This is a genomic window from Streptomyces sp. NBC_00158, from assembly GCF_045160885.1.
GTDB lineage: Bacteria > Actinomycetota > Actinomycetes > Streptomycetales > Streptomycetaceae > Streptomyces.
In genome coordinates, this window is the sequence record NZ_CP108161.1 from 2,648,929 (window position 1) to 2,670,855 (window position 21,927).

The window sequence follows — 21,927 nt, forward strand, 5'->3', positions numbered from 1 at the left end:
ACTCACAGGGTGTCCTTCAGGCCCAGCAGGTCCGCCGCGTTGTGCCAGAGGATCTGCTGGAGCTGCCAGTCCGCCAGGCCCAGTGCCGCGTACTTGGCGAGCTCGACGGTGGGATGTTGGAGCGGGTACTCGGAGCCGAAGAGCAGCCGGCGGGCGCCGAGCCGCTCGATGGCGAGCCGGATGACGGCCGAGTAGCCGCCGGAGGTCTCCAGCAGGATGTTGTGGCTGTCCTTGATCAGCCCGATCCCGTGGAGGTCGATCTCGCCGACGCCCGAGTGGCCGAGTACGAAGGTCACCCGGGGGAATCCGGCGGCGAGTTCCACCAGGTCGGCGACGGTGGCGCCGGGGCGGTGCAGGCAGACGGTGTAGACCGGGTGGCGGTGCTCCTCGGCGATCCTGACGAGGGAGTGGGTGCGCTCGTCCGGGAACGGCACCCCGTGCACCGCCGGCGATATCTCCAGTCCGCGGAACTCCGCCGCCCGCACCGCGTACGCGCAGGGTCCCCGGTGGGGGTTGGCGAAGTGGAAGGGGACCAGCCGGCCGCCGGAGGCCCGGCAGCCCGCGAGCACCGCGTCGTTGTCGGCGTCGGTCTCGATGTGGCCCCCCTCGACCAGCTGCCGCGACAGCCGGTCGAGGGAGATCGTGCCCCCGGCGGAAACGGCCGCCCGGGCGATTCCGTGCGCGTCCATCGTGTCGAGGAGCCGTCGGGCGGCGCCCTCCTGAGGGGTGAGGCGCGCGTGGAAGTCGAAGACGGGCGGGGGCGCTTCCGCGGGGGTCACGTGGATCACTTCTCCAGGCAGAACTCGTTGATCGGGTAGCCGACGTGGCGGTCCTCGGTCGGCAGGTAGCCGAGCACCTTGTCGCCGGGCTTGAGCTCGGTGGAGTTCAGGACCACACCGCCGGGGCCGAGGACCCGCACGTGCCAGTCGTCCTGGAGGATCAGGTTGGCGGTGCGCCCGTCGGGGCCGACCGCGTCGATGGAGATCAGCGGACGCGTCTCGATCTTGACGCGGCCGACGGTGACCAGGCGGGTGTTGCCGTGGATGTCGACGGCGGTGACGCGGGAGCCGGACTTGAGCTCGCTGAGGTAGTTCGTCCGCTCGTTGTTGCCGATGGTGTACGAGTGGATGCCGCCGGCGTTGACGCGGAACGGCCGGGTCGGCATGTACGGCAGCGGGTGGGTCTCGCTGACGCACAGGATCATGCCCTTGGAGTGCGAGCCGATGAGCAGGCCCTCGTCCTCGCCGAAGTGGGTGGCGGTGTCGACGCAGGCGCGCTCTCCCATGCCCACGTGCGCGGTGGCGGTGACGGTCAGCTCGGTGAGCGTCAGGTTCGGCACGCCGGCCTCGGCCGAGGCCTTGAGGGCGGTGGCGTCGCCGACCTTGGCCGGGGCCATGAGGACGCCGTCGGAGCCGAGCTCCAGGACGCCGAAGATGATCTCGGCCTCCTCCACGTCCTGGGCGACGGTGATCAGGGAGCCCTCGGCGCGGGCGGCCGCGGCGATCACGATCTCCAGCGGGATCTTGGTGGGGTCGCGGAAGAGGAGCAGGCTCCACTTCTCGGTGCGGCCGGACTGGCAGGCGTCCTCCAGCGTGTCCGCGTCGATGATCTCGACGAAGCGGCCGAACTCGACCTCGGGGTGACGCAGCGCCAGCTCGGCGGGCTGGCCGTGCTTGGCGGGGTCCACTATGACCACGTCGGCCGCGCCGAAGCTCTCCGGCAGCGCCTTGCCCTGCGGGAAGAGGACCTTCTTCACGGTCGGCGGCAGGCCTTCGAAGTCGGCGGCGTCGTCGGCGAGGATGCCGTCGACACGGGCGTGGAGGGCCTCCTGGACGATGGCGTCCTTGGCGGAGCCGACGGAGCGGATGTCTACCCAGCTGAGCTTCACTTCAGTGACTCCTCGTGGATGTAGGTGTATGAGGGCATGCACGGGTACGGGACGGCGTACCCGGAGGTCCGCGCGGGGAGGCGCGTGAGTGTGCGGGGGTCGTGCACGGGCTCGGTACGGATACGGGGGGCGGGTATGTGCGGGCGCGGTCCACGTGCGCTCGCACCGCCCCGGGGAAACGGCCGGGCCCCTCTGGAGGACCGGTCGGGACCCGGCCGGATCAGACGCGGGCCGGCATCCGCAGGACCGGCGGCGCCACGGGCACCTGGCCGGCGGTGGGAACCGCGTCGCAGTGGATCAGGTCGGCGAGCCTGCGGGCCATGGCCGCCGGATCGGCCGCCTGGAAGACGTTGCGGCCCATGGCGACACCGGCGGCGCCGCCCTTCAGGGCGTCGCTGACGTAGCCGGCGACCAGTTCCGGCGTGTCGAGGCGGGGCCCGCCCGCCACGATCACCGGCACCTGCGCGCCGCTGACCACGTCGGCCATCTCCGACGGGTTGCCGACGTAGACGGTCTTGACGATGTCCGCGCCCAGGTCGGCGGCGAGGGTGATGGCGTGCGCCACCAGCTCCGGGTCGTAGGGGTTGGTCACCCGCGGACCGCGCGGGTACATCATCGCCATCAGCGGGACGTTCCAGCGGTCGCAGGACTCGGCCACCGTGGCCAGGTCCTTGATCTGGCCGCGCTCGTCGTCCGCGCCGACGTTGACGTGGACGCTGACCGCGTCGGCGCCGAACCGCAGCGCCTCCTCCACGCTCGCCACCAGGTACTTGGCGTCGGGGTCGGGGGCGTGCCGGGTGCTGGCGCTGAGGTGGACGATCAGCGAGGTGTCGGCGAAGTGCCGCGGGTCCACCCCGCGGACGCTGCCCTTGTGGAGGACGATGGCGTCCACCCCGGAGCCGGAGAGCTGCCCGGCGAGCCGGTTCAGACCGCCGGGCACCTGGAGCGGCCCGTCGCTGATCGAGTGGTCCAGCGGGACGACGAACAGCCGGCGGCTGCCCTCGTGGTAGAGCCTGTTGAGCCGGGCCTCTCGACCGTATGCGTGGTGCAGCGTCGTCATCGTGACTCCTCCCGTTAGGCGGCTGCGTGGCTGCCGGCTGGTCCAAACCTTGCCAAGGGAGGGGGTGGTCCCCCATCACGCGAACACGGGATCCGGGGCGGTATCACGTACGTGAGGGGGGCGCGGGAGGGGCGTCCCCGCGAGGTCGGGAGGGGCGTCTTCGCGCGGGCGGGCTGGGCGTCCTCGCGCGGGCGGGCTGGGCGTCCTCGCGCGGGCGGGCGGCTTTCCTCACGCCCCGTCACATCACCTGGAGCGGGACCTGAGAGAGACCCGCAGCCCGGCTTTACCTGGCGCGATGTGTCCGTCTTGTGGACGTCCCGACACCGGGACCTACTCGCCGGTTCGGGTTAGCGTCTGGGCTGCCCCCGGCCCAGCGGCCGCGGGAGAAGTCGAAATCCGTGAGGGCCCGCGGCGCGACAGGGCCTTCGTGTCGGGCACATGCCCGACGGGGGAGGGATTACACACAGTGTCCGAGCACGAGAGTCCACTCGTCGGCCGGAGCAACGAACTCACCACGCTGCACCGGGCCCTGCTCAGGGTCCGCGCCGGCACCGGCGGCTGCGTCGTCATCGAGGGGTACGCCGGCCTCGGCAAGAGCCGGCTCCTCGCCGAGAGCGAGCGCCAGGCCGCCCGGCACGGCATCGCGGTGGCCCGCGGCCAGGCCACCGAACTCGACCACGTCGTCCCCATGGCCAGCCTGCTGGGCGCCCTCAGCAGCGGCCCCGAACCCGTCCTGGACCGCGAGACCCTCAGCTCCCTCGCGGCCGGCGGATTCACCGAGTCCGGAAGGTTCTGGCTGGTCCACCGCATCGCCGAAGCCATCGAACAGGCGGCCCGCCGCCGCCCCCTGGCCGTCGTCCTCGACGACATGCACTGGGCGGACGAACTCACCGCCCAGGCCCTGCGCATCCTGCTGCCCACCCTGCACGCCGCCGAGGTGCTGTGGCTGCTGGCCCTGCGCCCGGCCCGCGCGCCCAGCCCCAGCCCCGTCCACGACCTCGCCGACCGGCTGGTCGCGGACGGCGCCCAACGCCTCCCCCTGGCACCGCTGTCCGGGCCCGAGGTCGCCGAACTGTGCACCCGTACGCTGGGCAGCGCACCCTCCGCCCAGCTGCTGGCCCACGCCGAACGCAGCGACGGCAACCCGTTCCTGCTCGTCGAGCTGCTGTCCCGGCCCGACTCCGAACAGCCCTCCGCCGCCCTGCCGCGCGGCTGGCTCGCCGGGCTGTCCGAACCCGCCCGGCGGCTGCTGGAGGTCGGCGCCGTACTGGCCCGCCCCTTCAGCGTGGCCGAGGCGGGCGGACTGCTGGGCCTGGCCGTCGCCGAGCTGAACACCGCCGTCCGCGAGGCCGTCGCCGTGGGCATGCTCATCGGCACCGGCTCCGAACTCCGCTTCCGGCACGACCTGATCCGCGAGACGGTCTACGGGACGCTGCCCGGACCCGTCCGGCACGCCCTGCACCAGGAGGCCGCCGGCGTACTGCGCGCCACCGGCCGGCCCGCCGCCGAGATCTCCCAGCACCTCGCGCGCGGCGGACAGCGCGGCAACCGCGAGGCCATCGCCACCCTGCACCTCGCCGTCCGGGAGGCCGCCACCCAGTCCTCCGGGATCGCCGCCGACCTGATGCTCCAGCTCCTCGACCTCGTCGAGGAGGACGCCCCCGACCGGCCCGGCCTGCTCACCGAGGCGGTCCAGCTGCTGGCCAACGCCGGACGCCTGGACCAGGCCCGGGAGCTCGGCGAACGCGCCCTGCACAGCGGGCTCGCCCCCGGGGAGGAGACGTCGATGCTGCTGGCCCTCGCCGAGGCCCTCAAGCACGCCGGACACGACCGGCTGGTACTGGACTACGTCGGCCGGGCCCTCGCCGCGCCGACGGCCCTCGGGGCGGTACGGGCCGAGCTGTACGCCGTACAGTCCCACGCCCTGCTGTCCTTCCCCGGCATCGAGGCGGCCGAACGGGCCGCGGTCGCCGCGGAGCGGGCCGGCCGGGCCGCGGGCGCCGCCTCGGCGGTGGTGTTCGCGACGGTGGCCCGCAGCGTGACCGCGCGCGGCCGCGGGGACATCAGCGAAGCGCTGGCCGTCGCGGGCGAGGCCGTGCAGATCGCCGAGACCGGCAGCCCCGAGGCGCGCCGGCGCCACCCCCGGCTGTGGCTGGCACGGGCCCTGGTGTCGGCCGACCGGTTCGGGGAGGCCGACGCCGTCAACGAGCTGGGGCGGCGCGAGGCCGAGCGGATCGGCAGCGCCTGGTCGCACCCGCTGTGGTCGCTCAACCGGGCCGCGCTCAAGCTGGCCGGCGGCTTCCTGGAGGACGCGCAGGCCGAGGCCGAGGCGGGCGCGCGCGTCGCCGACCAGCTCTCGGCGCGGGCCGTCGCCCCGCACCTGCTGGCCCTCCTCGCGCGGATCGCGCTGCTGCGGGACGAACACCGGCTGGCCGCCGAGCTGGTCCGCGAGTCCCGCCGCCACGCCATGGCCTCCCTCGGCGCGATCCCCTACTTCGTCGACTGGATCTCCGCGCTCCAGCTGGAGGCCGACGGGCGTCCGAAGGAGGCCCTGCGGGCCGCGTCCGGGGTGGTGTCCTCGCTCGACGACTCGCTGCTGTTCCTGTCCGAGGAACCCTGCGCCTCGGTGCAGCTGGTGCGGATCGCCCTGGCCGCCGACGCTCCCGAGGCGGCCCGCACCGCGGTGCGCGCCGCCGCGCGGCTCGCCGCCGCCAACCCGGGCACCGGCACCCTCGCAGCCTTCGCCGACCAGGCCGCGGGGCTGCTGGACGGGGACGCCGCCCTGCTGCGCAAGGCGGCCGACGCCATGCGGGACGGCCCGCGGCGGCTGGCGGCGGCCTCGGCCCTGGAGGACGCCGCCGTCGCGGCGGGGGCGCGGGGGGTGCCGCTGCTGGAGGAGGCACTGGCCGCGTACACGGGGATGGGGGCCCGGCGGGAGATCGCCCGGGTCCGGGCCCGGCTCGGGGGCCTGTCCCCGGCCCCGGCCGCGGCCCCGGCGGGCGCGGGGGGCTTGGGAGTGGGGTCGGGGTCGGGGTCGGGGTCCGGTGTGGGTTCGGGTTCGGGCTCCGGTGTGGGTTCCGGTTCGGGTGTGGGTGTGGGTGCGGGTGCGGGTGAGCAGGGGGCGGAGCTCACGCCGTCCGAGCTGAGGGTCGTACGGCTGGTGGTGGAGGGGCTCACGAACCGGGGCGTGGCCGACCGGCTGTTCCTGTCCCCGCACACCGTGGACACCCACCTCCGGCACGCCTTCGCGAAGTACGGGGTGAACAGCCGCGTGGAACTGGCGCGGGCCTTCCTGGCCGTCGGCTAGGCGGGCGTCCGGCCCTCCCGCCCCGGGGTGACGAGCGCAACACCGGGGGTGGGAGGGCCGGGGCCCGTTCACCCATTCCGCAGGCCGGACGGGGGCCCCGCCGCCGTTTCAAAGGGTGGACGGGGGCACCACCCCTACATCGCTCGAAATAGGGCATATCGCTCGATGGATTTCCGCCGGAACGGCCGAGCGGGCGGGCGGCCGGGCCCGTAAGCTCCCGTCATGCAGGTGATCCAGTCAACGAAACTCGCCAATGTCTGCTACGAGATCCGCGGACCCGTCCTCGAAGAGGCGATGCGGCTCGAAGCGGCAGGTCATCGCATCCTCAAGCTGAACACCGGCAACCCCGCGGCCTTCGGCTTCGAGTGCCCGCCGGAGATCCTTGAGGACATGCTCCGCAACCTGGGCAACGCCCACGGCTACGGGGACGCGAAGGGCCTGCTGTCGGCGCGGCGCGCGGTCATGCAGCACTACCAGACCAAGGGCATCCACCTGGACGTCGAGGACATCTACCTCGGCAACGGCGTCTCCGAGCTGATCCAGATGTCCATGCAGGCGCTGCTGGACGACGGCGACGAGGTACTGGTCCCCGCCCCGGACTACCCGCTGTGGACCGCGTCGGTCTCGCTGGCCGGCGGCACCGCCGTGCACTACCGCTGCGACGAGCAGTCCGACTGGATGCCCGACCTCGCGGACATCGAGCGCAAGGTCACCGACCGCACGCGCGCGATCGTGATCATCAACCCGAACAACCCGACCGGCGCCGTCTACGACGACGAGATGCTGCGCGGCCTGACGGACATCGCCCGCCGGCACAACCTGGTGGTGTGCTCGGACGAGATCTACGACCGGATCCTCTACGACGGCGCCACGCACACGAACACCGCCGCGATCGCCCCGGACCTGCTGACGCTCACGTTCAACGGGCTGTCCAAGAACTACCGGGTCGCCGGGTACCGGGCGGGCTGGATGGCGGTCTGCGGACCGAAGAAGCACGCCTCGTCGTACATCGAGGGCCTGACGATCCTGGCCAACATGCGCCTGTGCGCGAACATGCCCTCGCAGCACGCCGTGGCCACCGCGCTGGGCGGCCGGCAGTCGATCGTCGACCTGGTGCTGCCGGGCGGGCGGCTGCTGGAGCAGCGCGACACGGCGTACGACCTGCTGACCCAGATCCCGGGCATCACGTGCGTGAAGCCGAAGGGCGCGCTGTACCTGTTCCCGAAGCTGGACCCGGCGGTCTACAAGGTCAAGGACGACCGGCAGATGGTCCTCGACCTGCTGCGGGCCGAGAAGATCATGGTGGTGCACGGCACCGGCTTCAACTGGCCCGAGCCCGACCACTTCCGCATCGTGACCCTGCCCAACGCGAAGGACCTCGCGGACGCCGTCACCCGGATCGGCCGCTTCCTGGACGGGTACGGCCAGCCGTAGGTCCGGTCCAGTCCGGTCCGGTCCAGTCCGGTCCACTCGGGCTCTACCAAGATTCAACTCAACCTTAGACCGGATCCAATGTAGGATGGCCTCCTGACCAAGCAGGAGGCCTCCTCATGTACGAACCGAGCCGTCCCAAGTCGGTCGTCCAGCGAGTGGACGCCCACCGCGCCGACACCGCCTCGTACCCGCACAGCAGCCGGGGCGAAGCCCTCGACATCCAGCTCGCCGGGCACCTCGCCGCGCTGCTCGCCGTCACCGACGAGCTCGGCCTCGACGACGACGGTGCCGTGCGCATCGCGGCCCAGGTGACCCGCCTGCGCGGCTCGCACCCCGTCCGCGTCGCCTACCCCGCCCTGGCCGACGGCGCCGACGCCCGCACCCTGCACCGCCGCGCCCGCGACCTCGCCGCCCGCGCCCTCCTCGTAGCCGCCTCCCGCGCCGACACCGCCGCGGCGATCCTCGCCGCCCAGCGCATGGACGCCCACACCGCCGCCCTCGAAGCCCCCGACCGGGCCGGCGCCCAGGCCGGCGCCCACTGACCGGCCCCGGTCCGGGACCGCGCAGGCTCCGGACCGGGCGCCATGACTTGCTCTGGGGGGATCCGGCGCGGGTTTTCCCGCCTCGGGCCCGCTATCTCCCCCTCGACCTCCCGGGGCCGGGCGGTAGTTGCCCACCCGCCTCCCCGTCTGCGGGCCGGTGGGTGGGGAGCGGTGCACCCTCGGGCGGGATCAGGGTTGGTTTGGGGGTTTCCCGTCAGTCCCATCGTCCTTCCGTGTCGGGCCGGCCTGTCAAGGGCGCTCCCTTCGGTCGCGTCGCTACGCGATGGCCTTCGGCCACCCTTGACAGACCGACCCGCCACGGAAAGCCGAAAGACTGCCGGGAAACCCCCAAAAGAACGGCACGGTCCAGAGAGGGAGGGACGGCCGTATCAGCGATGAGGCGACGGGGCCGGGCGTCGGTCGGCTGGCGTCCGGGCCCGCCCGGTTCTGGTCCCGTGCCGGGGGCGCGGCTACCTGCACGAGAGGTTGACCAGAGCCCCCGGGGCAGCCGACAAGCGCGTCAGATCGCTACGCGCTCCTCATTTCTCGGCGCCCGACGACCGCCCTGGGCTGATACCCGCACCAAAAGACGAACAGAGCAGCCCGGGAAGCCGACAGGCGCAGCAGATCGCTACGCGCTTCTCTGATCTCGGCGGCTGACGGCCGTCCTGGGATGGTCCGGGGCCGGTTCGACGTTGGTGGCGGCGGTGGTGAATTCGCGGCCGGAGGCGCCCCGGATGTAGGCCAGTTCCAACCAGCGCTCGATGCCGGTGTCCGAGACGTTTTCGTTGATCACGGCCATGAGGACGCCTTCGGCGCCGGAGGCGATGTCGCGCACGCGCTGGTGGAGGAGCCGGTGGGGGACGTACTCGTAGCACTCACTCATCGGACGCCGCCTCGAAGGTGCCGAGGAAGCGCTCCCAGCCGACGAGCGCCCGGTCGAGGAGTTCGGCGCTGAGGTTGCTGGTTTTTTGCGCCCTCGACCACGGGTTGTCCGGGTCGAGCCGGTCGGTTGGTGTCGCTGCCATGTTGCATCCCTCGTGTTGTCTGCCGGACGGCTTGATGTTCTCGTCGGCTGACGACGGGTCACAGGGATGCAACGTCCCACTTTCGATCGCTTAGTTGGTGATGCCGAGGAAGTCCTTCAGCTGTCGCAAGCCCGGCGGGTGGTGCGGTCCTGCCCACAGGTCCGTGACGATCGCCACGGCCAGGGTGTGGTGCCTCATCCACCCCGGGGCGACCTTCCGCAGGCTCTCCAGGGCCTTGAGCGCTCCGGCGGCATCCCCCAAGTCCGCGTGAGCTCGCGCCAGGTCCAGGAGCAGCCACGTTCGCCAGGAGGGCGGGGTGTCCTTGCTGAGCCTTATGCCCCTCGCGAGGGTCAGGGCCTCCTCCGGGCGCTCGTGCTGGACCGCGAGGCGCACCCGCTCGATGCGCACCGACGACCGGCTGAACACCGAGACGAGTTTGCCGTCGGCCGGCGGAGGCAGGGTGGCCAGTCGGGCCGCCGCCTTCTCTGCCGTCACCATCATTTCGTTGGCCGTTGCGTAGTCGTCGCTGCGCGCGTACGAGGTCGCTGCGGACATCAGCAGTCCGCCCCAGACGCGAACTCCCTCTGAGGTGGAGGTGTGTTCGCGTTCCACCGCGTCCGCCGCGTGCACGGCCAGGTTCCGCGCGTCGTCCAGCCTGGCCTGCCTCTGGTAGGCCCATGCGACGGAGTTCGACAGCATCGGAGCCAGCAGGGGGTCCGAGGAGTCTCCGGCTGCGGCGTACGCCCGCTCCAGCGCCGAGAGGGCGAGGTCCGTCTTGCCCAGGCGGATGGCGAGGTGTCCGCCGAGCTGCAGCGCCTTGCCGAGAGCCGCCTGACCGGCCGCCCGCTGATCCGCGTTCCCCACGGCGGCGAGGAGTCTGGCATCGGCGATGATGCCCGGCAGCACCTCCATGAGGCGCCCGAAGTGCGCCGCGTGGTACAGGGTCCATCCGGCCGCCAACTCGGCCCGCAGGAGCGGGAGTGACAGCCGTTCCACTCCGGTTGGCTCCACGGGCGGTGCGAACAACGGCGGCATTATGGCGCGCCGCACGGCCACGAGCGCCGGGGAATCCGCCTCACCGTTCGAAGGCACCCCGGGCGGGTCGCCCAGCAAGCTCGTCAGCTCTACGCCGAGCCCCTTGGACAGGGCGTGCAGCGTGGGCAGTCTGGCGCTGTGCTTGCGCTTCTGCTCCAGCTTGCGCACCACGTCGACGGAGACGCCGGACCGCTCGGCCAAGCCCTCTTGCGTCAGTTCGGCGAAGCGGCGGAGACGACTCAGACGGTCACCCAAGTGCTCAGAGGCCATACCGCCAAACTACGCCTTGCCCGTTCAAGGCACCGCTGTTTCAGCCGGGCTGAGGGTACGCTCCGGCGCACCGACGAGAGGGGTTCTCATGTTGCAGACCGAAGGCGCGCGACTGTTCCGGGAGGCCTGGATCGCGGGGGTGCGGCAGCACTTCCCGGGTGAGCCCAAGGCCGGTTACGTGACCCCGTGGGAGCACATGCCCCAATGGGAGCGCGAGGCCGCCGGGGCCGTGTACGCGCAGGTGCGTCAGTTCGTGGAGGTTGCCACCACCGCACGGCTCTCCCGGGAGCAGAAGGGCCGTTTCGTCGCCACCTGTTGGACCGCCCAGATGTTCAAGCACTTCGAGGACCCGAAGCCGGGCTACGTGGCCGACTGGCCGGACCTTCCTGCGTGGCAGCAGGAGACGGACGCGGACACCTTCGAGGCGATTGAGAAGGCGATCGCCTGAGGGCCGTCATGCCCCCTGGACGTGCGTCGAGCAGGTGAGGCGGAGAACATGGGCGTCGACGACGAAGGGTGTGCGATGGAGCGGTCTCCGCTGATCACGCGGGTCTCCTGGGGGAAGATGGAGGTCGAAGGGCTGCCCCCGGGGAAGGACTTCGTGCTGTATCCCGGTGGTGGGAGCGGCTGGGACTGGGGTGTGCACGGGACCCGGCACGAGCCGGGGATCCAGCCGGGGGACGTGCGGGAGCTGCTGGGGCGCGGGTGTGCGGTCGTCGTGCTCAGCCAGGGGATGGAGCGGCGGCTGGGGGCGACCCCGGAGGCGCTGGAGGTGCTGCGGGACGCCGGGGTCGACGTGTACGTGGACGGGACCAGGGGCGCCGTCGAGGTGTACAACCGGCTGGCCGGGGCCGGAGAGGCCGTCGGCGGGCTGTTCCACTCCACCTGCTGACCGGTCAGGCGAGGGCCGTCACCAGCAGGGCGAAGGCGGCGATGATGACGGCGACGCGGACGTAGTGGAGGCGGTCCCAGCGGTTCGACTGCTCCTTCCAGTCTGCGGGCCGGTTCTCGGGGGTCCACGTCTTGCTCCGGTTGTTGATCGGGACGAGCAGCAGGATCGACATGATCACGCTGAGGATCAGCAGCGCGCCGGCGGTGACGACGAGGCCGGTGCCGGGGAGGTGCCATCCGGCGATGGCCCGGATGGCGACGAGGACGAGCGAGCCGATGTACCAGACCGGCATCACGGCGCCGAGCATCCGGCCCCCGTGGGCGCGGCCGAGTTGGCCGCTGTCCTCGGGGAGCGCGGCGAGGATCCGGTTGACGACGAAGGCGACGGAGAACTCCACCCCCACCATCACTCCGATGACGACGGTGGTGACGACCTCAAGTGCGTCGAGCATGACGACCCTCCCGGGACCTAGCGTTGCTAGCTGATGAGGCAACGCTAGTACTGCTGTCGCTCTCTTGTCTAGCAGTGCTAGGATCGAATCATGTCGGTACAGGAACGCAAGCAGCGCGAGAGGGCGGTCCGCGAGCGCCTCATCGTGGCGACGGCCCGCGAACTCGCGGAACAGCAGGGCTGGGACGCGGTCACCACCCGTCGGCTCGCCGAGCGCATCGAATACAGCCAGCCCGTCCTCTACAGCCACTTCCGCGGCAAGCGCGAGATCATCGGTGCCGTCGCCCTGGAAGGTGCCGCCGAGATGGCCGTGGCGGTGCGGGCCGCGACCGCGGGCGCGAGCGGCCCGCGCGAGCGGGTCACCGCCCTCGCCCGCACCTACCTCGACTTCGCCGCCCGCAACCCGGCGGTCTACGACGCCCTGTTCCAGCTGGACGGCGGGCTGGCCTTCGCGGTCGAGGAAACCCCGGAACCCCTCAAGGACGCCTTCGCCTCGCTCCTGGAGAGCCTGGGCGAGGTCGCCGGGGACGGCGTCAGACCGGGGCTGTTCACCGAGGTGTTCTGGGCCTCCCTGCACGGCCTGGCGACCCTGACCCGCGCGGGACGGCTGCTGCCGGAGGACGTCGAGTCGAGGGTGGAGCTACTGGTGGACCGGCTCGCCGTGGTCTGACCCCGTCGCGCACGGCGGCACCCTCGCGCACATCGCGGAGCAGGAGGACGCGGCCGCGCTCACGCCGGCGCCGGCTGACCCCGCCCGCCGGCGGGGTCGGCCACCGGCGCCTCGTCGTCCTCGTCCCCGTCGTCGCAGTACGGACACCACGGCGCCAGACGGTTGTGCGCCGGGTCGCCCAGTTCATCCCGACGCCGAGGAGCAGCAGGAGGCCCGGGAAGAAGTCCGACCTGCGCGCCGCGCCGTCCATGCCGGCAGCGCCGCAGAGGAGGCCGCGTTGCCGTAGTGGCGGTGCCTCAGCCTGGAGGCCCGTCTGCGCCAGGTCATCACAAAGCGACCACCTCCGCGGCCTTCTCCGCCTCGCGCGGCACGAGGCGCACGGTCAGGTCGGCGCCCATGGCCTCCGCGACCCGGTTCAGAACGTCCAGGCTCGGCAGGCTCCTGGCCGCCTCCAGCCGTGAGACGTGCGGCTGCCTCATCCCGGCGGCCTCCGCCAACTGGCGCTGCGACCAGCCCAGTTCCATCCTCCGGTCGTACACCGCCTGGGCGATCCGGTAGGCGAGGTCCCGCTCCTCGATCTCATCGTCAATCTTCCTTGGCATACCCCCGATGGTATGTATACCTTGAACGGGATACCAGGGGCCGCCCGAAAGGAAGTCGAATGCTCGAATCCCTTGCCCGAAACCCCTTCCTGCGCCCGCTGTGCACCACCGTGGCCTTCGTCGGCGCGGTCACGATGGCGGCGTCACAGTCCGGCCACCAGACGCTGTGGACCGTGTCGGCGGTCCTCTCCGGCCTCGACCTGGCCCTCCAGGGCTGCACGGCCCTCCTCGGACGGAAGAAGACCGCATGACGATCGACCTGCTGGTCATCTACACGAACCGCCTGGACGAGTGCCGCGACTTCTACGCCGGCCTCGGCCTGGACCTCGTCCCCGAGCGCCACGGCAACGGCCCGGACCACTACGCCGCGACCCTCGCCGACGGCACCGTCCTGGAGCTCTACCCCGCCACCCGCCGCCCCGAGACGGGCTACCTCCGCCTCGGCCTGACGGGCGACTCCCCCCGCACCCTGACCGACCCCGACGGCCGCACGGTCGTCCTGACCGCCCCGGAGCCGACCCCCGTGCCCCGCGAGACCGTCCGCCGCATCCTCGGCGGGACCGCCCGGACCGACGTACGGGTCCACCCCGGCGGCAGCACGTCCATCAGCATCACCATCGGCGACGACTTCGCGGTGGTCGACGGCAAGGACGCGACGGGCTGGGGATGGAGCCTCAACCCGGCCCCCCACGCCGGCTTCACGGGCCACGACCACACCGCCAAGACCCTCGACGAAGCCCTCCACGGCGTAAGCGCGGCAATCGCCGCCAACGCCTGACCTGCTCCGCAACCCGGTACGGATACCAGCCCCGGACGGCCGTCCGACGCCGAGCCGGGAGGAGCGCGTAGCGATCTGACGCGCCCACCGGCTCCCTGGGCTGTCCTGTTCGTCCTCTGGCGCAGGTACCAGCCCAAGGCGGCCGCCGGACGCCGAAACGGGAGGAGCGCGTAGCGATCTGCTGCGCCTGGGTGCTCCGCAGGGGCTCTGACCGGCCTTTCGTGCGGGCAGTCGCACCCCTGGCCCGGGATCACGGACATGGGGCCCGGATGCCCGGCGGGCCGACGCCCGGCCCCGTCGCCCCATCCCTGACGGACCCGTCCCTCACCCTCTTCCCCGTGACCGTTCTTTTGGGGGTTTCCCGGCAGTCTTTCGGCTTTCCGGGGCGGGACGGCCTGTCAAGGGTGGCCGAAGGCCATCGCGAAGCGACGCGACCGAAGGGAGCGCCCTTGACGGGCCGGCCCGACACGGAAGGACGATGGGACTGACGGGAAACCCCCAAACCAACCCTCATCCCGCCCAAGGAGCTACCGCTCCCCCGGCGCCCCCGTCTCCCCCACCACCCCCGCCACCCCGCACCAAACCCCCGCCCCCGGCGCCCACACGGGCCCGACGGCCTCGGGCCGGGCCGGGGGGCCGGACGGTGTCAGGCCCGGGAGGCGGACCAGGGTGCGGGCCTCACGGGCGTCCGGGGCCTCCGGCTGCCGGTCGCGGAACTCGACCGTGGCGACGTACGAGCCCTCGCCCCGCGCCTCCAGGACCGCCACCACGCGCCGGCTCGGCGGGTCGATCCGGCACCCGGTGACCCGTACCTCCGGCGGAGCGGGGGGAGGGGCGGCAGGGCTCCCGCTGGCCCAGACGTACAGCCCCAGCGGGGCGAACACCAGCAGCCCGGACAGGCACACCATGCCGACCACCCAGCCCTGCCAGCCCTGCCACCGCAACCCGCCCGCACCACCCGAGCCGTTCACACCCATGCCCCAGATCCTCCCGCCGCCCGCCCCCGCCCACCAGCACCCGCCCACCCGGACAGCATTTCGAAGCGGGACCGTCTGGACACCCCGCGTTCACCCAACGCCGCGCGGAATGTGGGTTTCCGTGAGCAGGCTGCCCCCCGTGAGACGCATCCTTGGAATCGCTCTGGCGGTCCTCCTGGTGGGCGGCGTTGTCGCCGTCATCTTCCTCGGGGGAACCGGTACATCAGAGGGCACGGCAACGAAGACCGTGCGTGGCGTCATCGGATCGGAGAAGTCCGAGTTCTTCCGCGATCCCGACGTCGTCAAGGCCCTTGCAGCCAAGGGCTACACCGTGAAGACCGAGACCTCGGGCTCCTGGGCCATGGACCAGCTGGCCCTCAAGGAGTACGACTTCGCCTTCCCCAGCAGCAGCGAGCCCGCCGACGAGATCGCCGCGAAGGCCGGGGTGAAGGGCGCGCAGAGCGCGAAGCCCTTCTTCTCCCCGCTCGTGGTCATCGCCCGCGCCAACGCGGCGCGCGTCCTCGCCGACAACGGCCTCGCCAAGATGAACGGCAAGAACACCGGCACCCTCCTGATGGAGCCCTTCCTCAAGGCGGCCGGCGAGGACCGCACCTGGCAGCAGCTGCCCGGTGCCTCGGCGCACGCCGAACTGACCGGCACCGTCTTCATCAAGACCTCCGACCCCACCACCTCCAACTCCGGCGCCCTGTTCATCGGCGCCACCTCGAACGTCGCCAACAACAAGACGGTCGTCTCCGACGACGCCGGCATCGAGCGCACGGCACCCCTCCTCAAGAAGCTGATCTCCGTCCAGGGCTCCCTGGAGCCCAGCACCGACGGCCCCTTCCGCTCCTTCGTCAGCGGCAGCGGCGAGCCGCTGGTCCTCGCCTACGAGGCCCAGGTCGCCGCGCTGCTGCTGCAGAAGCAGGCCACCGGGGAGGCCGCGAGCATGGTCGTGCTGTACCCGGACACCACCGTGAACTCCCCGCACACCTTCGTGCCGCTCGGCGAGAAGGCCAAGGACCTCGGCACGCTCCTCGCCACCGACAAGAAGCTGCGCGAGCTGGCCGTGCGGCACGGCTTCCGCCCCCAGGAGGGCACCGCCGAGTTCTCCGCCGCCACCAACCAGTACGCCGGGTACCTCAACCCGGAGCTGACCGGGATCCGCCAGGTCAGCGCTCCGACCGTGAAGGTCCTGACGGCGCTGGCGGGCCGCGCCAAGGGGCAGGGGGGCACGCCGTGACGCTGACACCGCCGCCGCTGACACCGCCCGAGGAGAGCCCGCTGGTGCTGACCGCACCCGAGCCGGTACCCGCCGTCCGCCGCGAGCAGGCCTCCGGCCTCGTGCCGCTCCAGGACGGCGTCCAGGAGGAGATGGCCCGCCGGGCCGACGAGTACGTCGGCCAGCTCGCCGGCATCGACGCCCGCTCGCCGGAGTTCGCCTCCCGCATCGGCGACATCACCGCGCTCGGCTCCGCCGACATGCGCACCGCCGCCAACCAGTCCAACCGGATGCTGGAGCGGGCCGTACGCTCCCTCGGCGCGGACGGCGGCACGGACGGCGGCGGCGACGCCCAGGCCCGGGTGGCCGCCTCACTGGTCGAGCTGCGCCGCACCGTCGAGGACCTCGACCCGCGGGACGCGCCCGCCAAGGGGGCCCGCAAGCTGCTGGCGAAGCTGCCGGGCGGCAACCGGCTGCGCGACCACGTGGCCAAGTACGCCTCCTCCCAGACCACCCTGAACCGGATCGTCGGCGCGCTGCGCGGCGGCCAGGACGAGCTGCGCCGCGACAACGCCGCCCTGCACACCGAGCGGGCCCGGCTCTGGGAGACGATGGGCAAGCTCCAGGAGTACGCGGTGCTCACCGAGGCCCTGGACGCGGCCGTCGAGCAGCGGATCTCCGAAGCCGGACGCACCGACCCCGCCCAGGCGGACGCGCTCCGCGCCGACGTCCTGTTCCCGGTGCGCCAGAAGCACCAGGACCTGCTGACCCAGCTGGCGGTGTGCGCGCAGGGCTACCTGGCGATGGACGTGGTCCGGCGCAACAACGAGGAGCTCATCAAGGGCGTGGACCGGGCGGCGACGACGACCGTCTCGGCGCTGCGCATCGCGGTGATGCTGGCCTCGGCCCTCGACAGCCAGCGCAAGGTGGTCGAGCAGGTCAACGCCCTGCGCGGCACCACCGAGGAGCTGATCCGGGGGAACGCGGAGATGCTGGCCACCCAGAGCGGCGAGATCCAGCGGATCGCCGCCGACCCGGCGGTGGGCGCGGAGACGCTCCGTACGGCCTTCGCGCAGATCTGCAAGACGCTGGACGCGATCGACGGCTTCAAGGTCCAGGCCACCGAGAACATGGCGGCGACGGTGGAGTCCCTGACGGGCGAGCTCCAGGCGGCCTCGGCGTACCTGGCCCGCACCCGCACCACGAACGCCCTGGAAGGCGGGGACCGATGAAGCGGCACACCACGGCGCGCACGGCCACGGCGCGCACGACCACGGCCCGGCTGCGCAGGCGCCTGGCCGCGACGGTGGTGCTGGCGGCGACCCTGCTGGGCGCCACGGCCTGCACCTCGGACGAGCCGGCGGGGCCTTCCGCGTCCGGCGACGCCAAGCCCCAGGAGTACAAGGAGGGCAGGCTCCGCGTGCTGGCCTCCAGCGAGCTCTCCGACATGGCGCAGATCCTGAAGGACGCCAAGACGGCCACCGGGGTCTCCGTCGACTTCACCTGGTCGGGGACGCTGGACGCGGCCGAGCAGGTCGCCTCCGGCAAGGCGGACGGCAAGTACGACGCGATCTGGCTGTCCTCCAACGACTACCTGCGGCTGCGCCCCGAGGCGGCGTCGAAGCTCGCCAACGAGACCCCGGTGATGTCCTCGCCGGTCGCCGTCGGCGTCAAGCCGGAGGCGCTGGCCCGCCTCGGCTGGAAGCCGGAGGAGGTGACCTGGTCGGCGGTCGAGGAGGCGGTGGCGGCCGGGAAGCTGACGTACGGGATGACGGACCCGGTGCGCTCGAACTCCGGCTTCTCCACCCTCGTCTCGGTCGCCTCGGGCCTGTCCGGCGCGCAGTCGGCGCTGACCGACGCGGACGTGCAGAAGGCCCGGCCGCGGCTGAAGGAGTTCTTCAAGGGCCAGAAGCTGACCTCCGGTTCCTCGGGCTGGCTCGTGACCGCGTACGCCAAGCGCGACGACGTGGACGCGCTGGTCAACTACGAGTCGGTGCTGCTGTCGATGAACGACCGGGCCAAGTCCCCGCTGAAGGTGATCCGCCCGAAGGACGGGGTGGTCACCGCGCACTACCCGCTGACGCTGCTGACCTCGGCCCCGGCCGGGGCGCGGGAGTCGGGCCGGCTGCTGACGGAGTACCTGCGGGGCGACGCGGCGCAGAAGGCGATCACGGAGAGGACGTTCCGGCGGCCGGTGGCGCCCGGGGTGGCCCCGGCGGCCGGGCTGGACCCCGCGGTGCGCCGCGAACTGCCCTTCCCGGGCGCCCGGTCGGTGGCGGACGGCCTGCTGGCCTCGTACGAGAACGAGCTGCGCCGGCCCTCGCGCACGGTGTACGTGCTGGACACCTCGGGCTCGATGGAGGAGGCGGACCGGATCGGGCGACTGCGTTCGGCGCTCACCGACTTGACCGGGACGGGGAGTTCGGGGACGGGGCAGCGGTTCCGGGACCGTGAGGAGGTGACGCTGCTGCCGTTCGGCGACAAGGTGAAGCGGGTGCTGACGCACGTCGTCGAGCCGGGCAACCCCGGGCCGGCGCTGGAGGCGATCCGGGGTGACGTGAAGTCGCTGCGCCCTGAGGGCGGTACGGCCGTCTACGCCAGCCTGAAGGCCGCCTACCAGCACCTGGGGCAGGGCAACGCGGACGCGTTCACCTCGATCGTGCTGATGACGGACGGGCAGAGCGGTGACAAGGTGAAGGACTTCGACTCCTTCTACGCCGGGCTGCCGGAGGCGCAGAAGCGCACCCCGGTGTTCGCGGTGCTGTTCGGGGATTCGGACCGCAAGGAGCTGACGCACATCACGGAGCTGACCGGTGGCCGGCTCTTCGACGCGACCGACGGGAACGGCTCCCTCGACGGGGCCTTCGAGGAGATCCGTGGCTACCAGTAGAGCGCTCGCGTACCTGGAGTCGAAGAAGAACCTGTGGGGCAGCGCCTGCGGGCTGCTCGGGCTGGGCCTGACCCTGGCCGGGGTGGCGGGGGCGTACTGGCCGGCGGTGGTCGCGGGGCTGTACGCGGCGGGCGCGCTGGTCGCGCCGCCCGAGCGGACGGTGCCGCCGCCGTTCGCCGGCCCTGCCGAGCAGCTGGACCTCGTACGGGAGGACCTGGGGCGGCTGCGGGAGTACGTGGCGGAGGTGGAGCTGCCGCCGGCCGCCGAGGGGAAGCTGAGCGAGCTGCTGGACACGTACGCGGCCCTGCTGGACCCGGGCTGGGTGTCGCAGGTCCTGGCGACGGAGCCGGAGGCGGTGCACTCGCTGGCGCGGGCGGTGCGGCTGGACGTGCCGGAGTGCGTGGACACGTACAACCGGACCCGCTGGTGGACGCGGCTGACGCCGGGCGGCGAGTCTCCGGAGCGGCACCTGGAGCGGCAGCTGTCGGTGCTGGCGGAGGAGGCGGAACGCCTGACGGCGGACCTCCAGGACAGGGAGGCCCGCCGTCAGCAGACGCACACGGCCTATCTGGAGGAGCGCGGACGCTCCTGAGGCGGGGCGGCGACCGGGACAGTGGCGCCGGCCCGTCGGCCAGTCAGGCGTGTGCTGCGATGGGAAAGCCTTGGTCGGGGATTCCCACAGCGGTGGGAGCACCTTGGTCGGGGACTCCCACGTTCGTGTGCCCTGTCGTGTCAGGGCTGCCCTGTCGTGATCAGGGCGGGCCCTGTCGTGTCGGGGCGGGCCGGCCCGGTCGTGCCGGGCCGGCGGTGGTGGTGGTGGCGGCGATCAGCCCAGGCGCTCGACGAGCGCGTGGTACTGGTCCCACAGCTCCTTGGGGGTGTGGTCGCCGTAGGTGTTGAGGTGCTCGGGGACCAGGGCGGCCTCCTCGCGCCAGACCTCCTTGTCGACGGTGAGGAGGAAGTCGAGGTCCTCGTCGGCGATGTCGAGGCCGTCGAGGTCGAGGGCGGCCTTGGTCGGCAGGACGCCGATGGGGGTCTCGACGCCCTCGGCGGTGCCGTCGAGGCGGCCGACGATCCACTTCAGGACGCGGCTGTTCTCGCCGAAGCCGGGCCACACGAACTTGCCCGCGTCGTTCTTGCGGAACCAGTTCACGTAGTAGATCTTCGGGAGCTTGGCCTGGTCCTTGTCGGCGGCGACCTTGACCCAGTGGGCCATGTAGTCGCCCATGTTGTAGCCGCAGAAGGGCAGCATCGCGAAGGGGTCGCGGCGGAGTTCGCCGACCTTGCCCTCGGCGGCGGCGGTCTTCTCGGAGGCGATGTTCGAGCCGATGAAGACGCCGTGGTTCCAGTCGAAGGACTCGGTGACCAGCGGGACGGCGGAGGCGCGGCGGCCGCCGAAGAGGATCGCGGAGACCGGGACGCCCTTGGGGTCCTCCCACTCGGGGGCGATCGTCGGGCACTGGGCGGCCGGGACGGCGAAGCGGGCGTTGGGGTGGGCGGCCGGGGTCCCGGACTCCGGGGTCCAGGCGTTGCCCTTCCAGTCGATGAGCTCGGCGGGCGCCTCTTCGGTCATGCCCTCCCACCAGACGTCGCCGCCGTCGGGGGTGAGCGCGACGTTGGTGAAGACGGTGTTGGCGTACATGGTCTTCATGGCGTTGGCGTTGGTGTGCGCGCCGGTGCCGGGGGCGACGCCGAAGAAGCCGGCCTCGGGGTTGATCGCGTAGAGGCGGCCGTCCTCGCCGAAGCGCATCCAGGCGATGTCGTCGCCGATGGTCTCGACCGTCCAGCCGGGGATCGTGGGCTCCAGCATGGCGAGGTTGGTCTTGCCGCAGGCGCTCGGGAACGCGGCGGCGACGTACTTCGCCTCCCCTTCGCCGGCCGGCGGGGTGAGCTTGAGGATCAGCATGTGCTCGGCGAGCCAGCCCTCGTCGCGCGCCATGACGGAGGCGATGCGCAGCGCGTAGCACTTCTTGCCGAGCAGGGCGTTGCCGCCGTAGCCGGAGCCGAAGGACCAGATCTCGCGGGTCTCGGGGAAGTGCGAGATGTACTTGGTGGTGTTGCAGGGCCACGGCACGTCGTCCTGGCCCTCGGCGAGCGGAGCGCCGAGGGTGTGGACGGCCTTGACGAAGAAGCCGTCGGTGCCGAGCTCGTCGAGGACGGCCTTGCCCATGCGGGTCATGGTGCGCATGGCGACCGCGACGTAGGCGGAGTCGGTGATCTCGACGCCGATCGCGGAGAGGTCGGAGCCGAGGGGGCCCATGCAGAACGGGACGACGTACATCGTCCGGCCCTTCATGGAGCCGCGGAAGATGCCCTTCTCACCGGCGAAGATCTCCTTCATCTCGGAAGGAGCCTTCCAGTGGTTGGTCGGGCCCGCGTCCTCCTCCTTCTCGGAGCAGATGAAGGTGCGGTCCTCGACGCGCGCGACGTCGGAGGGGTCGGAGGCGGCGTAGTAGGAGTTCGGGCGCTTGGTCTCGTCGAGCTTCTTGAACGTGCCCTTGGCGACGAGCTCCTCGCACAGGCGCTCGTACTCGGCCTCGGAGCCGTCGCACCAGACGATGCGGTCCGGCTGGGTCAGGGCTGCGATCTCCTCCACCCAGGAGACCAGCTCTGTGTGTTCGGTGGGGAGGGTCGAACCGGAAGTGGGAGCCGCGTTGTCGCGCGCCACGATTGCTCCTTGTTGAGGGGTTTGTTTGGTGTATGCCCCGTGGGGGCTGCGACCCGGACGCTTCGCGCTCCGCTCATCCGGTGCCGACCGCACTCATCTGATCATCCGGTGGATGTGCGCATATGTCCAGGGGGCCTCTCACGTGAGCATCGCCACGTCCGTCAATCTTCCGTAAAGAGGAAAACCGGAACCTACGGACCCGTAGGTAGCATGT

At 72.0% G+C, this 21,927-nt stretch carries 22 protein-coding genes; 12 read left to right on the plus strand and 10 right to left on the minus strand.

Features of this window, described 5'->3' with window-relative positions:
* Nucleotides 1–2 precede the first annotated feature (2 nt).
* From OG553_RS11950 to OG553_RS11960, 3 genes are all read right to left on the minus strand, one after another.
* Nucleotides 3–779, minus strand: a complete 777-nt coding sequence (locus OG553_RS11950) for an amidohydrolase family protein (RefSeq protein ID WP_405978972.1) — start codon at nt 777–779, stop codon at nt 3–5.
* Nucleotides 780–784: 5 nt separating this feature from the next.
* Nucleotides 785–1,888, minus strand: coding sequence for a 3-amino-4-hydroxybenzoic acid synthase (gene griH / locus OG553_RS11955; protein WP_405978973.1), 1,104 nt, complete (start codon nt 1,886–1,888; stop codon nt 785–787).
* 220 nt (nt 1,889–2,108) lie between these two features.
* Complete coding sequence (locus OG553_RS11960) at nt 2,109–2,948, minus strand: 2-amino-3,7-dideoxy-D-threo-hept-6-ulosonate synthase (protein WP_405978974.1); 840 nt, start codon at nt 2,946–2,948, stop codon at nt 2,109–2,111.
* Nucleotides 2,949–3,414: 466 nt separating this feature from the next.
* Here OG553_RS11960 and OG553_RS11965 point away from each other — a divergent pair, with 466 nt between their 5' ends.
* The 3 genes from OG553_RS11965 to OG553_RS11975 all read left to right on the plus strand — a co-directional run bounded on the left by OG553_RS11965 (nt 3,415) and on the right by OG553_RS11975 (nt 8,231).
* Nucleotides 3,415–6,255, plus strand: coding sequence for a helix-turn-helix transcriptional regulator (locus tag OG553_RS11965; protein ID WP_405978975.1), 2,841 nt, complete (start codon nt 3,415–3,417; stop codon nt 6,253–6,255).
* Between the two features lie 222 nt (nt 6,256–6,477).
* Nucleotides 6,478–7,689 carry a pyridoxal phosphate-dependent aminotransferase gene (locus OG553_RS11970; RefSeq protein ID WP_401244419.1) on the plus strand — a complete coding sequence of 404 codons (1,212 nt, stop codon included), beginning with the start codon at nt 6,478–6,480 and terminating at the stop codon, nt 7,687–7,689.
* 116 nt (nt 7,690–7,805) lie between these two features.
* Nucleotides 7,806–8,231 carry a hypothetical protein gene (locus OG553_RS11975; protein WP_405978976.1) on the plus strand — a complete coding sequence of 142 codons (426 nt, stop codon included), beginning with the start codon at nt 7,806–7,808 and terminating at the stop codon, nt 8,229–8,231.
* A 631-nt stretch (nt 8,232–8,862) separates the two neighbouring features.
* Here OG553_RS11975 and OG553_RS11980 read toward each other — a convergent pair.
* From OG553_RS11980 to OG553_RS11990, 3 genes are all read right to left on the minus strand, one after another.
* Entirely contained in the window at nt 8,863–9,117 is a 255-nt protein-coding gene (locus OG553_RS11980) for a hypothetical protein (RefSeq protein WP_405978977.1), read from the minus strand.
* Nucleotides 9,110–9,259 (minus strand): hypothetical protein, encoded by a 150-nt coding sequence (locus OG553_RS11985; protein ID WP_405978978.1) that lies wholly within the window; start codon nt 9,257–9,259, stop codon nt 9,110–9,112. The genes OG553_RS11980 and OG553_RS11985 overlap by 8 nt, the downstream gene beginning before the upstream one ends.
* 90 nt (nt 9,260–9,349) lie before the next feature.
* Nucleotides 9,350–10,564, minus strand: coding sequence for a helix-turn-helix domain-containing protein (locus tag OG553_RS11990; protein ID WP_405978979.1), 1,215 nt, complete (start codon nt 10,562–10,564; stop codon nt 9,350–9,352).
* An 88-nt stretch (nt 10,565–10,652) separates the two neighbouring features.
* Between OG553_RS11990 and OG553_RS11995 the strand changes: the two genes are divergently transcribed.
* Together OG553_RS11995 and OG553_RS12000 are read left to right on the plus strand one after the other, a co-directional pair.
* Complete coding sequence (locus tag OG553_RS11995; RefSeq protein WP_405978980.1) at nt 10,653–11,012, plus strand: hypothetical protein; 360 nt, start codon at nt 10,653–10,655, stop codon at nt 11,010–11,012.
* A gap of 75 nt (nt 11,013–11,087) precedes the next feature.
* Nucleotides 11,088–11,456: an Mth938-like domain-containing protein gene (locus OG553_RS12000; protein WP_405978981.1), complete on the plus strand. Its 369-nt coding sequence runs from the start codon at nt 11,088–11,090 to the stop codon at nt 11,454–11,456.
* Nucleotides 11,457–11,460: 4 nt separating this feature from the next.
* Here OG553_RS12000 and OG553_RS12005 read toward each other — a convergent pair whose 3' ends face one another.
* Nucleotides 11,461–11,907 carry an anthrone oxygenase family protein gene (locus OG553_RS12005; protein WP_405978982.1) on the minus strand — a complete coding sequence of 149 codons (447 nt, stop codon included), beginning with the start codon at nt 11,905–11,907 and terminating at the stop codon, nt 11,461–11,463.
* Nucleotides 11,908–11,997: 90 nt separating this feature from the next.
* Here OG553_RS12005 and OG553_RS12010 point away from each other — a divergent pair, with 90 nt between their 5' ends.
* Nucleotides 11,998–12,576, plus strand: coding sequence for a TetR/AcrR family transcriptional regulator (locus tag OG553_RS12010; RefSeq protein WP_405978983.1), 579 nt, complete (start codon nt 11,998–12,000; stop codon nt 12,574–12,576).
* A gap of 326 nt (nt 12,577–12,902) precedes the next feature.
* Here OG553_RS12010 and OG553_RS12015 read toward each other — a convergent pair whose 3' ends face one another.
* The gene (locus OG553_RS12015) at nt 12,903–13,178 is read right to left on the minus strand and encodes a helix-turn-helix domain-containing protein (protein WP_405978984.1); all 276 of its coding nucleotides are present in this window, start codon (nt 13,176–13,178) and stop codon (nt 12,903–12,905) included.
* 59 nt (nt 13,179–13,237) lie between these two features.
* On the opposite strand from OG553_RS12015, the gene OG553_RS12020 reads away from it, so the two are divergent.
* The gene (locus OG553_RS12020; protein WP_405978985.1) at nt 13,238–13,429 is read left to right on the plus strand and encodes a hypothetical protein; all 192 of its coding nucleotides are present in this window, start codon (nt 13,238–13,240) and stop codon (nt 13,427–13,429) included.
* Nucleotides 13,426–13,956, plus strand: a complete 531-nt coding sequence (locus tag OG553_RS12025) for a VOC family protein (protein WP_405978986.1) — start codon at nt 13,426–13,428, stop codon at nt 13,954–13,956. The genes OG553_RS12020 and OG553_RS12025 overlap by 4 nt, the downstream gene beginning before the upstream one ends.
* Nucleotides 13,957–14,483: 527 nt before the next feature.
* Here OG553_RS12025 and OG553_RS12030 read toward each other — a convergent pair.
* Complete coding sequence (locus OG553_RS12030; protein WP_405978987.1) at nt 14,484–14,933, minus strand: hypothetical protein; 450 nt, start codon at nt 14,931–14,933, stop codon at nt 14,484–14,486.
* Between the two features lie 139 nt (nt 14,934–15,072).
* On the opposite strand from OG553_RS12030, the gene OG553_RS12035 reads away from it, so the two are divergent.
* The 4 genes from OG553_RS12035 to OG553_RS12050 are packed head-to-tail and all read left to right on the plus strand — an operon-like array spanning nt 15,073 to nt 19,637.
* Nucleotides 15,073–16,176, plus strand: coding sequence for a hypothetical protein (locus OG553_RS12035; protein WP_405978988.1), 1,104 nt, complete (start codon nt 15,073–15,075; stop codon nt 16,174–16,176).
* On the plus strand, nt 16,173–17,387 hold the full coding sequence (locus OG553_RS12040) for a toxic anion resistance protein (RefSeq protein WP_405978989.1): 1,215 nt from the start codon (nt 16,173–16,175) through the stop codon (nt 17,385–17,387). The genes OG553_RS12035 and OG553_RS12040 overlap by 4 nt, the downstream gene beginning before the upstream one ends.
* The gene (locus OG553_RS12045; RefSeq protein WP_405978990.1) at nt 17,384–19,045 is read left to right on the plus strand and encodes a substrate-binding domain-containing protein; all 1,662 of its coding nucleotides are present in this window, start codon (nt 17,384–17,386) and stop codon (nt 19,043–19,045) included. The genes OG553_RS12040 and OG553_RS12045 overlap by 4 nt, the downstream gene beginning before the upstream one ends.
* Nucleotides 19,032–19,637, plus strand: coding sequence for a hypothetical protein (locus tag OG553_RS12050; RefSeq protein ID WP_405978991.1), 606 nt, complete (start codon nt 19,032–19,034; stop codon nt 19,635–19,637). Before OG553_RS12045 ends, OG553_RS12050 begins: the two co-directional genes overlap by 14 nt.
* Before the next feature lie 234 nt (nt 19,638–19,871).
* On the opposite strand, the gene OG553_RS12055 is transcribed toward OG553_RS12050, so the two are convergent.
* The gene (locus OG553_RS12055) at nt 19,872–21,713 is read right to left on the minus strand and encodes a phosphoenolpyruvate carboxykinase (GTP) (protein ID WP_405978992.1); all 1,842 of its coding nucleotides are present in this window, start codon (nt 21,711–21,713) and stop codon (nt 19,872–19,874) included.
* Nucleotides 21,714–21,927: the final 214 nt, after the last annotated feature.